The sequence below is a fragment of the Nitrososphaera sp. AFS genome (assembly GCF_009898475.1).
GTDB lineage: Archaea > Thermoproteota > Nitrososphaeria > Nitrososphaerales > Nitrososphaeraceae > Nitrosopolaris.
This window is the reverse complement of sequence record NZ_QURE01000116.1, coordinates 1-13,889: the sequence shown is the minus strand read 5'-3', so window position 1 is coordinate 13,889 and position 13,889 is coordinate 1. Positions and strand designations below refer to the sequence as shown.

At 39.7% G+C, this 13,889-nt stretch carries 10 protein-coding genes and 1 pseudogene; 3 read left to right on the top strand and 8 right to left on the bottom strand.

Features of this window, described 5'->3' with window-relative positions; genetic code table 11:
- Positions 1 to 54 precede the first annotated feature (54 nt).
- On the bottom strand, positions 55 to 1,149 hold the full coding sequence (locus DYY65_RS10460; protein WP_236561792.1) for a transcription initiation factor IIB: 1,095 nt from the start codon (positions 1,147 to 1,149) through the stop codon (positions 55 to 57).
- 1,075 nt (positions 1,150 to 2,224) lie between these two features.
- Here DYY65_RS10460 and DYY65_RS10455 point away from each other — a divergent pair.
- The gene (locus tag DYY65_RS10455) at positions 2,225 to 3,028 is read left to right on the top strand and encodes a hypothetical protein (protein ID WP_162477905.1); all 804 of its coding nucleotides are present in this window, start codon (positions 2,225 to 2,227) and stop codon (positions 3,026 to 3,028) included.
- A gap of 416 nt (positions 3,029 to 3,444) precedes the next feature.
- Here DYY65_RS10455 and DYY65_RS10450 read toward each other — a convergent pair whose 3' ends face one another.
- The 5 genes from DYY65_RS10450 to DYY65_RS10435 all read right to left on the bottom strand — a co-directional run bounded on the left by DYY65_RS10450 (position 3,445) and on the right by DYY65_RS10435 (position 7,648).
- Positions 3,445 to 3,645 (bottom strand): hypothetical protein, encoded by a 201-nt coding sequence (locus DYY65_RS10450; RefSeq protein ID WP_162477904.1) that lies wholly within the window; start codon positions 3,643 to 3,645, stop codon positions 3,445 to 3,447.
- 662 nt (positions 3,646 to 4,307) lie between these two features.
- On the bottom strand, positions 4,308 to 4,763 hold the full coding sequence (locus DYY65_RS10445; protein ID WP_162477903.1) for a hypothetical protein: 456 nt from the start codon (positions 4,761 to 4,763) through the stop codon (positions 4,308 to 4,310).
- Positions 4,733 to 5,548, bottom strand: a complete 816-nt coding sequence (locus DYY65_RS10440) for a N,N-dimethylformamidase beta subunit family domain-containing protein (RefSeq protein WP_162477902.1) — start codon at positions 5,546 to 5,548, stop codon at positions 4,733 to 4,735. Before DYY65_RS10440 ends, DYY65_RS10445 begins: the two co-directional genes overlap by 31 nt.
- A gap of 938 nt (positions 5,549 to 6,486) precedes the next feature.
- Complete coding sequence (locus DYY65_RS12590; protein ID WP_236561791.1) at positions 6,487 to 6,672, bottom strand: hypothetical protein; 186 nt, start codon at positions 6,670 to 6,672, stop codon at positions 6,487 to 6,489.
- 112 nt (positions 6,673 to 6,784) lie between these two features.
- On the bottom strand, positions 6,785 to 7,648 hold the full coding sequence (locus tag DYY65_RS10435) for an SDR family oxidoreductase (RefSeq protein ID WP_162477901.1): 864 nt from the start codon (positions 7,646 to 7,648) through the stop codon (positions 6,785 to 6,787).
- Positions 7,649 to 8,392: 744 nt separating this feature from the next.
- Between DYY65_RS10435 and DYY65_RS10430 the strand changes: the two genes are divergently transcribed.
- Together DYY65_RS10430 and DYY65_RS10425 are read left to right on the top strand one after the other, a co-directional pair.
- Positions 8,393 to 9,088, top strand: coding sequence for a hypothetical protein (locus tag DYY65_RS10430; protein ID WP_162477900.1), 696 nt, complete (start codon positions 8,393 to 8,395; stop codon positions 9,086 to 9,088).
- 517 nt (positions 9,089 to 9,605) lie between these two features.
- The gene (locus tag DYY65_RS10425) at positions 9,606 to 10,043 is read left to right on the top strand and encodes a hypothetical protein (RefSeq protein ID WP_162477899.1); all 438 of its coding nucleotides are present in this window, start codon (positions 9,606 to 9,608) and stop codon (positions 10,041 to 10,043) included.
- A 1,496-nt stretch (positions 10,044 to 11,539) separates the two neighbouring features.
- On the opposite strand, the gene DYY65_RS10420 is transcribed toward DYY65_RS10425, so the two are convergent.
- Both DYY65_RS10420 and DYY65_RS10415 read right to left on the bottom strand, forming a co-directional pair.
- Positions 11,540 to 12,247 (bottom strand): hypothetical protein, encoded by a 708-nt coding sequence (locus tag DYY65_RS10420; protein WP_162477898.1) that lies wholly within the window; start codon positions 12,245 to 12,247, stop codon positions 11,540 to 11,542.
- 705 nt (positions 12,248 to 12,952) lie between these two features.
- Positions 12,953 to 13,889 (bottom strand): annotated as a pseudogene (locus DYY65_RS10415) (hypothetical protein); the annotation flags it as partial.

Sequence of the window (13,889 nt, the reverse complement as noted above, 5' to 3'; positions counted from 1 at the left end):
CCGTTGTAATCATGCCATTAATTGTCTGTAATGCTAACTATAATAACATCTTTCTTATTTCAGGATAACACCCTGTCTTCTCTCTAAGAGCGGCTTGACTTTTATTACAATTCTGAAACTGGATAGTATGTCTTTACATCTGTTCCGAATTGTGACCTCAGTTGTGGTTGCAAGGTTGGACAATTCGAGCTGTGGAAGATTGAATCCCATCAATATTGCAGCTATATAGATGTATGCCGCCGCAAGTCCGTTAGGAGATTTGCCATCTAATTGACGGCTATTGTTAGAATGCTGCGCCATTTCAATGGCTAGCCTCTGTACTCTCGTTTCTATTTTGGCCATATTTGTCAGTTTGGCGATATAATAAATTAGATTCAGACCCGAGGTGGCAAGGACAGGAACAGAAACAGATGACGGGCTTGAAATTGAAGTTGTTGAAAAAGGTTTTTCATTCGACAATAGACTTGATTGTTGTTTTGAAGTCAAAGTAGCAGATCGTTCTGATAATGTTGATGGGCCCATCTCCATAACTAACATTTTATAATATCTCCAAGCTAGTTTCACATCCGGTTTATTATTCTGGGTGACCCTGCCAGTTGCTCGTACTATTTCATCGAGTGACCTTGCTACTGAACACGTTTTACAAGCCAGGTAGATTGTCGCCGCAGCCATAGATAATACGGATTTTCTCTTCGCCTCACTCCTACTTTCAAAGCTTCTGTAAATCACCGCTGCAGTTTCTGCCAGTAACTTTGGAAGTCCAGTAATATCGCAAATTTCATTTATTCTTGATAGGACATTGAATAGTCTTCTTTCTTTAGGAGATGATATATTCATTCTTGAGTGCCATTTCCTTATTCTATAAACTCGTTCTGCCGCTTGCTGATTAATTGATTTGCCAGTATAATCTCTAGACGCTAAACCAATCTTAGTTCGTAGGCCATAATCGTGAAATGAAAAACTGGTATATCCACTAGCACGTATGTTTTTTGATCTTGCCTCAACGTCTGAAGACACGGATTCTGGGCCATAATCGTTAATCTCATCAATCACCACATAGCCACATTTCGGACATATGTACTCCCCAATTGCAGGGTCATGAATAGGAGATGATTGGCACTCTGGACACCGCATGTAATATTCAGACAAATTCAAAATTCATGCCTCCATTTTTTTGTTGTATATTCAATTAAGTATCTGGAAATATAGTTTGAGGAAACTAAAACCACCATATCACCGATTCAGAGGTAGCTGAAGATGATTCTATTTATTTGAAGTGGTCATAATATTTTACTAAATATAGTAAAAGAAAGATGCTACTTTTAACTTCGGTCGTGGGTAATGATAGCACAGACGAAATACCTAGTAATATCTCAATACACGATACACACAGGCATCTATCTTAGCTATTTTAGTCAAATATAGATTATAATCCTAATTCTTTAGGATAGAATTTAGATCTAATGAATCAGACTAGACTTGTGATAAAATGGGAGAACATACCGTGTAGTCGATCGGAAGCGTAAATATTATTTTTGAATCTATATTCCTGGGTGGAGCCCACTTATTCCACCATCAACAAATAAAACAAAAAGAAAAAAGGTTAAGGACAGCGGCCTGGCTGTGAAGTGCTTGATGAAACATTGATAGCACCAGGCCAGAACGGAGGTATGGCACTGGTATTATCAGTGCCACTATGGCAAGGCGTTACTTCAAAGACTCTGAATACTTTTGCTTTTCAGGCCTTATTTTGTCAACCTATCGCCCAACTTCATCACATGCAACACGTTTTAAAATAGTCAAAGTATTGGTTATTATCCCCGGACGCAGTGCCATATGCTTACATCTCGACATTATAGATCTACAATACAATATACAGAATTCCGTATTATACTTTCATGCTAACTGCACCAGCATAAGAATGGATTGCATAGCTCATCTCTTCTGGCAACAAATTATAGTGAAATGGGAATCAGTTCAGAGTCACAAGGCTGATACGTCATCATATCATATCATATCATATCATATCATATCATGTAGCTTGCCAGATAGAATTGGAGTTCATAATGTTTGAAAAAGTAAAGAAAATATGTGAAATGGTGTGTTTGAATCTGGTTTATTACCTACCATGTGATAATAATGTTCATTCTCAATGAATCCTAATCATCAAGTTTTACGATATTTATGCTCAAGTTGTAATAATCTTATCATTGAGACATACAAGGTGATCGACTGGACAGAAATAACATCTTCTGAAGAATGTCCAAAATGTGGCAGTTTACTTTCGAGCCAAACCATAACAACCAGTACAGCACAGCAAACTATGGTACAAAAACCATTATTGAGGCCAAAATTTCAAACCGCTTCCAGATTATGTTTTGATATCGAAAAAATCGATTCTGTTTTGAATCTTGAAATCAGTGACCGCGTTTGCATTGTTGGGAACCATTCAAAAACTCTAGTTGAAAGACTAATTATTAGCTCTTTGTTGCCGGAGAGTCACGGTGGATTTGGTTCTGAAAACGTAATAATTATTGATGCAGGAAATTGTTCTGATGTTTACCGATGTGTAAATCTCGCACGTCAATATGGACTTGACATCAAAAATATATTAAAGCGAATAGTCGTTAGCAGACCGTTTACTATATATCAACTCGAAGAGTTGGCTGTTAATGAATTACCAAAGGTTATGAAAAAATTCGATACCAAAACTATAATTGTATCTGATATACTTCATTTATTTTTGAATGATCCACAAGTGAAATTTGTAGAAGCTAAAAATATCTTAAAGCCAATTATCAATAGCATCCACCAATTCTCGAGAATTTCATTAAATGTTATTGTTGTAAGCTTCCATAATGATGTGCCTTCTGGGTACTCCCGATTTCTATTTTCAAATTTCAATAAATTTATCCAAACTACTGCCTGCAATTCTGATCGAATAATGATGAAAGTAAATAGCTGCAAAGAAGATTGCAAGACATTACATCTACAACAAAAAGAGTTAGAGCTAATTCAACAAGGATAGCGCTCCAGTTGCTGATTAGTAAGTGCTCTTAACACGGATGGATGGATGTCGTATCCCATCAACCGGCGCTGTTACATAACAAAGAGTAAGATTCTTAATCTAACCTACAAAGTGTTCAGTAATAAAATAGATGTACTCAGGTTCAATTGAATGCTACTGGCGACAAACTTTTGACTGTGGAATATGTCCACACAAACCCTTTAAAGACGAGCACGAAAGTGTATAGCAAGACCACTAAATGCAAGCAATATCATAAAGTAGTGCCTGATTGATCTAATATAAGCCACTATCAACCAACATTATTGTACAACAAAACAATTTTGATTTCTAAGCAAGAACTAGTGTTCACAGTGTTCAATCATACAGAAAAAAGGATGGCGTACTGCTCTGTCCGTATCAAGAACAACAACGTATTATTACTTCGTTGCGGATTCCAATTGATTAGATGCGAATTGATTTGATGCAGAGCATGAGGATCCAGAAGTTTGAATGTTCGGGCTGATTCTTGCAGCTTGACCGTTATTTACTGCAAAACAAGAGGCACCCTGATTCGCAACTGCGACACCGCCGGATTGGCATCCTGTATCTCTCGTAGGTGCAACATGTCTAGCTGTCACAGCAGACGAGTGGGTTGCAAAAAATGCCCGGTTCGCACCCGCTGCGCTAGCACGTACTTGCTTTGGTCTGAAGAGGCAAAACTGGAACTAACAGTCCTGCCATTACGGCAATTGTTACTCCAATTAGGAAATAACTTCTATACATATCTTGCATATGATACTTAAGTATAAAAGTATATTGTTAATGAAAAACTGAGACGAGTTTGTTGCTTAAGGGCTATTGGGCCCATTTATAGCTAATTTTTGGTTACTATTCAACTGTAGGCCTGCAATTGGCAAAAAACTCAGAATTGTCTTAAAAGAGCTATTATATCAAATTAGAAGCACGTTTGATTTTGGAAATTTTACTAATTGCTAAGCTCTACACGTTTTGCATTAGCTTGCTTGCATCTGCAACCCTGCAGCAGAACCAATATGGATAACAGGCCTAAACCAATATGGATAACAATTGCACTTTTATTTTCAAATTGCAGGAAATGGCAACCTGGCCGTATTGGATTAGATCGATCATCTCTATATCCTATCCAAAACTGGGTTGGGATTGTAAAGCTTCATCAAGGCTCACGCCGGAAAAACTGCATATTTTCTGTCTAGTCAGTTAGCCATTTTTTGGTTCGATGGTATTTATTGTTATTGGTCAGCTTATTACTAGTGTTCAAAAATTAACCAAACAATAAGTGGTCTAAAAATACAAGAAATGAGCGATTATTTATGATTTGATCTGTATATAGCCCTGTTCCGATCACAAGGCCCTTTTTATATTTTAGCTCATATGCTCCAATTGTAAAGATATGTGCTAATGTAACGTTTCTTGGAGTGTTTGGATTGAGATTGGAAAGTGATTCGTTATAGTTTAATAAGATGGTGTCATTACTGTTCGTCAAATATTGTTCCTCACGGTGCGTATATTCAAACGGATTATTTGCAAATTTAATCACACAAGCAGTTGAACAAAGGGAGTTGCTTCCAACCCATTGCGAAGTTTCGTTCAACCACCTTTCACTCACGCTTTTCCATGCCGATCTGCCATTATAGGCCCAGCCATGACCTTTTATCAGTGTTACAGTTTGAGTTGGCCTATCATACCCTACTTGTGCGTAAAATACGTTGCCATCCAAACCCCATTTGCTACGAATGTTCTGAAGTTATTATATTCTTGTTGTGTAACGTATTCTTGATGACCTAGAATCAGGATGTCGTATCGATTAGTTGTATTAAGATTGTTTGTAAATATCGAGCCGCTGTCCACATCGGTATCCGTTATAATAGAGAGGTTAACTCTTGGTACGACTAATTCAAGATGTTTAACCAAATAAGGCAATGAAATCGAAGATGCGGCTACAGCGGAAATTACTCTTGACTTGGGGCTATTTATCTTGGCAGATAAAAGGTAAAGATTCTTCGTAATATTCTGTCCAACCTTTGCAAATTGAAAATGCTTATAAAATGTATAAAATGCGTCATTGTAAGCTGCTGCAGTAAATACGGGTACGACTATGGCGACACTAGGTCTGCTCGTACTGAAATTATGACGTAAACCCAATGAACTAAGGGAAACTGGCGCTTTATGTTTTATTTTTATTACTTGTGGGTGAAGTTGTGTTTTAGGGGGAGGCGGGCTTTTAATGTCTCCTTCTGTTGCAATTGTTGGTGCGCCAGCTCCTGTCCCTGTTCCAGTGTTGCTAGTAGCATTCGAAATAGTTCCTGTGGCCTTTGTACCATTTGAAACTGAATTTGACGCTGCATTTCCTGCTCCAGTAGCATTAGCTTTGGTCTGAGCATAGACCACATAAAATGCATGATTCACACTATCTATCCTGTTCTTTAATGACGAAGGGATAAGAATAGATAAAAGTAGTGTCGCATAAGCTAATAAGAGGATCATAACTGTTGCCTTTTGCATTTTACATCATCATGGTTTATTGTCTAAAGAGTGCTGGCTGATTATATATATCAATTATGGCAGTAGAAGACTATTTTCTGTCAGACCGTATCCCTAATGGCTAGCTTGTGTTCCTAGAATATAGAGCGTTGAAACAAGAATTTTACTTTGAATTGGTATCCAGATCAAGATCACTATCCGTGCCCTTCTTATTTTGGAAAAGCGAAGATCTTGTAACTCCTTGAGTGGCGGAAGTATTATTCATATCTAAATTAAGTGGTTTCCCATAATTCTTTTGTAAACTCTCCTGGAAGAGGCGTACTTGTTCATCAGAAGGCTCGTCATCTTTTTCAAACTTTGATTTCTCTCCTGAGGAACTTTGGTTTTCTTATTGAGTAGGCAACAGAGCTTTAAAATTTGCAGCTTTAGGATTTGAACGAATACTAGAACCTGAATCAGCTTCATTATCTATCTTAGCCCCATTTTATCCTTTTGACATCTTTGGTGTCTGTAACGACCCCCGCGGAACTTGCGCCGCCTGATATGACCTAAAGATATCCATCCAGCCGTTTCCGTACGGCTGGCTTTGGATTGCTGCTCGTTTCAACTGTTCATCACGAATTTCGGATCTTAAAATCTCCAATTTTGATCTAAATCCCAAATCCTGTCATAATCTTCTTCAATGTGTGAACAAAACCTACTGGTCGCAAGGATGAATCTCATTATCTCGTCTAGAGATTTCTCTTATTGTACGAACTAGAATTTTGAGTTCTTTGAGGCCCAACCCAAACGATTCTAACTCCATGTAGGTTTTCAAAACCTGCCTATGCGCATTTTTCATCTCACTTAGTTAGTTTATCTCACCTTTTAAATGGTCGAGCAGTATCGGCCCGTGGTTTACTTCATCTATAGTACGAAATTTGGAAATGACTACAGCGTGATGCAAATCGGTCGTTTTTTTAATCACATTTATTATTTTCATAAATGCTGCAATCCTCCATAGATATTTCGTGGTAGGCCATCTCTCTTTTAAAATTGAAGTAATTCTGAAGTTCGCCTGCAGTTACTCTTTGTTGTGTTAATGCATCCTCAGCAAGTTTTTTGACCAAATCCAGCAAAATAATCGTTTGCTGCCAAGATCGCATTCTTACTCTTGGAGATTATTATATTATCGGCCCATTTCTGCATCTCAGAGAACGGGTCAATTTGTTTCCTCCAGCCAAAACGATAACAGCCGTTTGTAAATTGTTCTCAACACTAATTTTTGGCCCCAATCGTAGACTCGATACTATCTAAATTAAAATTTTTCTTCATCATTGTATAAAACTCTTCATCAGACATGCCTCTATTAGCTTCCTTCAACTCTTCTATATCCTTTCCCGCTAAATATATGAGACCGGGATTTTCGTCGGTAATAGCTCTGAGCACTACCCTTGCAACCAGTTCAGGAGAGGATGCATTTTTCATTATTTCTTCAAACCTTGGAGCCATTTTTTCCATTATCCGCGAATATGGAGAACTTGGATCTTTAGATTTCTTGGCGACGACCACGGCATTAAAGAAGTTTGTTCCAATAACTCCGGGCTCTACTAAAATCACTTTTATTCCAAATGACTCCAATTCATATCTCATAGATCTACTCAAACCTTCGATGGCAAATTTTGTGCTAACATAAGCTGAACCTCCGGGGAAACCACCCATGGGTACCACACCAGAGCTTATATTCACTATAACTCCAGATTTCTGTTTTCTCATTAACGGAAGGACGGCTTGAGTTACTCTTGCAACACCAAACAGATTGGTTTCGTACTGAGCCTTGAGCTCTTCCATTGCAATGTCTTCAAATGCCCCATTAAGTGCGTAACCCGCATTGTTTACTAATACATCTATTTTGCTACATTCGGAGGTGATTGATTGTACTGCATTTTTGACGGATCGGTCATCGGTAACGTCCAGCTGTACTACCTTTATTGGCTCACTTTTTTTGAGATCACGCATTGTGGCATATGTTAGGAAACCATTTCTTGCTAGCATTAAAGTTGTTTCATAGCCTATTCCACTTGAGCTTCCTGTAACAAGAGCTACTCTATGGTTAAATGATGAAGAGGAAGGTGATGTCATTCTAATTTGTAATTGAAACTTCAAATTACTTAAGTGTGGTAGTAATTATGTGCCTACTTAGTAATCAAGACTTGACTAATTATTCATCTCACGATGGTAAATTGGGAGTTGGTATCAGATAGCCTCTTTTGTGCCATACCCCTTTGTCACTTTTTCTTAAAGGGTGCAATCATTCCTCAGTTGAGTTTATTTCCTGATGAAGACATCCTAAAAAAGAAGATTGAATCATGGAAAAGATATGATTGCCAACCGAACCCACAATCATGGCCATTTTCTTCCCAAGATAAAGAATTGGTCGCAAATACAAATTCCTAGACACGTGCGCGTCGTAGAACTATAAAATTTGAAACAAGATACCAATTACCAACCAGCCAACTTTCTTAACGCGAACCAAACCAATCGATACAATACACTCAACTGCACATCTCAATTGCGACCCTCACGAACACCTTGTTTTATTACCACCTACTTACGTCCAGTATCTCCGTTAATAGCCATTTCAAAGTTTCAATTATTGGCCATAAACGACCAGTTTATACTCTCAGCACCGTCCTATCCATGTGAATTTTAGTTTCTGCAATTTTGCCCAGAACTCTTACCTCCAATGTGCTCCTTCTGATGCGAACGGCCTGACCATTGTTAATGTGGTCTTCGCTCCTCGCCTTAAGGCATTATCGTTGCAAGTCCCCTATCGGTTTCCTAATTAAGAACGTTAATAAAGTAATTTAAATTCCTTATACGAAATTGAAAAAAATTTTCAACGGCTTGAAGTATCGTTATCATTTCAAAATGTTTGCCAAGCGGAGTAATAATCCAAAACGCTTGTGTAGCATATTTGCAGTCCCCGAACTCATACTAATCGCTATATTGCTATTGTCCTCAACTGTAATCTTGACTTCAGGCTGGTTCATTAGTGTCAAGCAGGCTTTCGCTCATGGCCAAGCTCAAACTCAAGCTCACGCCAATAATGGAACCCTTTTGACCTATCAGAACCCTGACTTTGGTATCAAGCTGAAATATCCTTCAAACTGGACAAAAATAGAAGATGGACTCTTGTTACATACGATCGTTGCATTCCAGCTTCAGCACGAAAACATTTATGATTTTACGAATACTACTCTTGCTGAGATAGACTTGCGAGTTTATAATTCACCCCCCAACGAGACCTCGGCAAAGTTGGGTATTAACCAGATCTATACAGGGGGCCAAACCATTATCGGATACTATAAGAATAGTACAACAACCCTTGGTGGGTTGCCAGCAATTAAAATAGTAAATTATTATTTTGGAGACATAACTCAAAAAGAAATGCAAATTTGGACATTTGTTCCAAATAAGCATATATTGTTTGAGATCCTATACATTGCACCACCTTCCAAGTTTTCTCTTTATCTGCCGGCTGCTCAAAAACTTATCAATTCACTGGAGATAGCAAAATAGCAGTAAATTATGCTTTATTAATATGCAATATTGGGGCCTTTCATTGTTGTAAATTGCAAAGTGATAAAGAGGATAGATGATTTCATAAGCATATAATTTCGATATATGGTAAAGCATACGTTACCAGATCTGCGACAGCCAAATTATTGGCGAACTTAAGAATCAATTAACAAAAGCTGATACGATAGGATATGCAAAGGTATGAAAAAGATAATTAAACCTTTAAAAAATGTGAAAAACTGTTGTTGCTGTAATTAAACCTAACGTTTTTATTTTCATTTAAGATTATATCTTTTTATTTAAAGAAGCTAACATTAATAGGTTAATACGTCATCCGTAACAACAAGTAAGAAATGACTACAGCTTTCATCACAATAAGAATATCGATATTAGTAATGGTTGCTATTGTATTTTTACTCTGTTCAAACAGTTATCAACGCACATTTGCACAGAACTTTACTAGCAATCAGACAACTGCGCTTTTGACATATAAAAATCCTGATTTAGGCTTGTGACGATGCAGTACCCCTCTAACTGGGTAAAGCAGCAAGATAACCTGGTCAGGAATACATTTGCTGCGTTCCTGTTGAAAGAAGATCGATTTCATAATTCATTGAACTTTGCCAATGTTAGTCTTGCAGAGGTTGATTTACGTGTGTATCCTGCCCCGCAAGGCGTAACATCTGCGAACCTGAATACAAGTCAATTAGATACTCAGGGCCAAGCATTGATTAGTCAATATAAAAACAGTACTACCACACTAGGTGGGTTGCCAGCCATAAAACTTACGAGCTATATTTTCGGCGGGTTTACCCAGAAAACAATGCAAATGTGGACTTATATACCCTCTAAACATGTACTATTTGCAGTGGTATACATAGTGCAGCCCTCTACTTATTCACTCTATCTCCCGGCAGTTCAGCAAATGATTGATTCTGTGAAAATCGCATCTTGAATCGGACCTGGGAGAACAGTTTACTCTACTGAACTTTATTTGTCATTGAGCAATAGTCGCGCAACACAACTATTGAGTTGATAGTCATTCCCTGAGAACAGATTGCAATGCTCATATTGCAGCATCTAAATCACGCCTACAGATTAACCTAAATTGCGTTACAATCCACGAAATAATATACAATCATAAATTGAATTAGTAAAATTTGATGACAAGACGTACTCTCAATCTGCTTAAGTTAGATCCTATCAATTTCATCCTATAAAGCCAGTTTAGCTTTACTCAGTTAATATCAAAAAACAACAAGTTTACTGCCAAATGATGTGGCAGAACATAGAGGTAAAATAGATTTGGCCCTGATCTCCTTCTTTTCTTACTGGCTACTGACTAGGTATGCCAACCGAAAATTTGTCAGTGGAGTCATCTCGATTGCTTGTCTCTGGAAACCTCAGATTAGATAAGCGAAGGTGGTTTGCATTAATCCCAATGCTGAATTCTTTGGCAACTTAACTGAATAACTGTTGATGACCAGAGGCTGGTTACGACAGCTTATTTTCTTGGTTGCCTTGCTTCAAAGTGTTAGACATGCAATGATAGGAATGACCAATCAAATATATGAAATTGTCCCGGGACACAAAACTAATTACTTCAGCCTAACGTTTAAAAAAGTAAAGACTCTATGCATCGTTATAGTAATGCGATATCAGGTTATAGCAAATAGTATCTCAAAGTTTGGCCGACCTAACTTGGCGTCTTCACCATCATTTACCTCAATCTCATTCAAACCTAATGTACAGCCACAATGGAGTTAAGTCAAATAAAGTCTATAACACGGCTTCATATTTCCCTGTTTCCTACATCAGTATATATTATGCACAATTGCCAACAGCTCGTAGAACACACGAATTTTTTACGTCTTTGTCCGTGGCTACAAACTCTTCCAACAGTATTAAAACGCTGTTTTTGACAAAACCAACTAAGTATAATGCAATTAGAGAACCTTTGTTGACTAGTATTGAACCCCGCTTCACTTATATAATGACAAGTTAGCAGGAATTTGGCAATCTTGTAGCCCTGACCGCAAACTCGTAATATATCCAAGTCGTTTATGGCTTTGTCCGGGAGACACAAATGCTTCCAGAATGAGTTAGTATGACTTAGGTTATTGGGCCAGTCCAAAACTTGATGTACCTCAACTAGTAGTGGCTGTTAGACAATCTCCCAGTTGATCATACCCGCATAATATGATTGGCTTGTGTTCCGAGGCTTTACACCGTCTGCGTTGTACTCCTCTTCCTTGAAACGTTAGGAAAATCGAAGCAGTTATGCTAGCATTTTCCGAATATGACATACACCATCACAAACGTAATAGTGATGGTTTGTTAATTGTAGATCGATCTCATCTTTTCTATTATCTTCTTTATCATAGACTCAATATCTGAAAAGCTGGAATTTCTTAAAAAAATGTATGAGACGGCAAACCATCGATGGTTTGTCTATGCAGAGTTGGAGACGTGGAAGGTGCTTGTGTTTTGACAGTCTGTTCTGCTATTGGCACCACCAGAACCAGCTATACCTCCTTGGCCTCCTGGTACATTGCCACCATTACCTCCATTGCTTGGACCACCTGCGGCACCGTTACCACCGTTTGCACCGTTACCGCCATTACTGCTCCCTCCCGGGCCTCCAGCTGAACCACCGCCTGCACCTCCGTTACTTTGGCCGCCTGAGCCGCCTGCACTATTGCCGCCATTGCCTCCAAGACTATTGCCGCCCAGTCCACCATTACCGCTGCCTCCATTACCACCATTACTATCGCCGCCACTTGCAGTAGCAGTACTGGTACAATCTGCATTTTGGTTATTTTTTATGAATTGATTTGCATTGTGTCTACTGCCGCCGTCGCCATGATGATGCCAGTTATAATCGTGCCCAGGTTGCGAACCAGAATTCTCATCCCATCCTTGACCGGCATTTGAATTTCCATTTTCGCTCGATGAAGTCACAGAGTTACCGAATCCACTCCATAGATTTTGTGTGTGGGAGCTTACAGAAGCAGATAATGAGTGACTGAGCCCACTGAACAAATCTGGTTTGTCTGCAAAAGCTGGATGAATCGTTTGGCTTAGCGGGACTAACGTGAGTAGTAATACCGCAGCCACCAATCCGATGGTCATACCAACCTTGTGATTGTCAGTTACCATAGATAGTAACAAAACAATGGATTTATATTTACTTTAATTACAATTTTAGCATAGTTTTGAAACGTAGTTTTCAATCATAGTTTTCAAGCTGGCATTTGTACTATGAAATATCAAGCTAATTTTGCAATATGATAGGATGCTGAAAAGTCTTCTTATAAAAATTTAAGAGAAATTTGTCCGAGATTGACTCTAATGAGCTTGTAAATAGAAGTGACTGAAAATATGTAGTATATTGATTACTCTGGATTATCAAACTATGGAAATTGGTAGAACAATTTTATATAATGAACTAGGTATGGAGTAGTTTAGGTCTCTATTAAGTTTCGCCTTGGTTACTAATAAGCTTGACAATCTATCGAATAGAGAGAATAAGATAGGACAGCAAACAATAGAATATCATGCTGGACCAGAGGGAATATGTGTTACCGCCATCCCACCGGTGTGACTTAACACACTGGGGCCACTAGCGGTACCATATGGCAAACTATCATTAAATTATATCTATTTCCATACATGCCACTCAGGTGCAATCTCTTTCTGATAAAAATTACAATGAATCGAGTAGCGCCCATATGAAAGATAACTCTAGTAAATATGATGTTTTCTCACTAGTACGAATTATATGCTCTACATTAAAACATAAAGTTTCTTTGAAAAAAAATAAAAAAAGAGAGTTTTTGACTGCTTCTATTTTCTATGTTCGGTTTAGTGATGAAGGCCGTGAGCTGCGATTATGCTTGCTGCAAGTGCATGGGCATCGCCGCCAGGCCCACTGTTTCCGCCTGGTGCGTTGCCGCCTGAGCCGCCGCTAGCATCACCGCCTGCACCGCCTGCACCGCCTGGGGCTGAATTGCCACCAGATGCGTTGCCGCCTGCACCGCCGCTAGGTGAGCCACCATTGCATGCGTTACATGGGCCGCTTGGTGCACCAGCGCCACCAGTGTTGTTGCCGCCGTTAGCGTCACCGCTTGCTGCTACTCCACCAAGTGAAGATCCGCTGGTTGCTGTGCCACTAGTAGCTGCGCCACTCGTAGCTGTAGCGCTACCTCCGGGTGCACCAGGGTTATTACACGCAAAACCCGCCGTACAGGTGTTTGAGTCTCCACCAGCGCCTGCGCTTGCATTCTGTGGGTTGTTTATAGTTCCGCCATCAGCAGAACTAGCTTGTGCACCGCCAGGTCCGCCAGTTGCATTTCCGCTAGCAGCATTGCCACATCCTGCGAATTGACATGTGTTTGAAGCACCACCACTTGCATTTGCAGTGCCTCCAGCTCCGCCACTACCGGCTGTGACGTTACTGCCACCTGGTGCTGCTGCGGCTGCTGCTGCAGCTGCGCCATTATTGGTACCGCCAGCTCCACCAGCTCCACCAGCTCCACCAGTTGAGTTACCAGCGTTACCACCTGGTGCTGCTGCGCCTGCTGCTGCAGCTGCGCCATTGTTGGTGGGATCACCGCCAGCACCACCTGTACCTGTGCCGTTGCCGCCTGTGCCGCCGCTGCCGCCGCCACCACCTCCGCCGAGAAGTCCGCCGCTATTCTGAACGCCGACTCCCAGACTTAAGTTAACTGGAAGTAAGTTCAGGTGCAAGAGGCCCTGGTAGGGTACTACTTGTCCATCCACTACACCTGATCCAGCCACT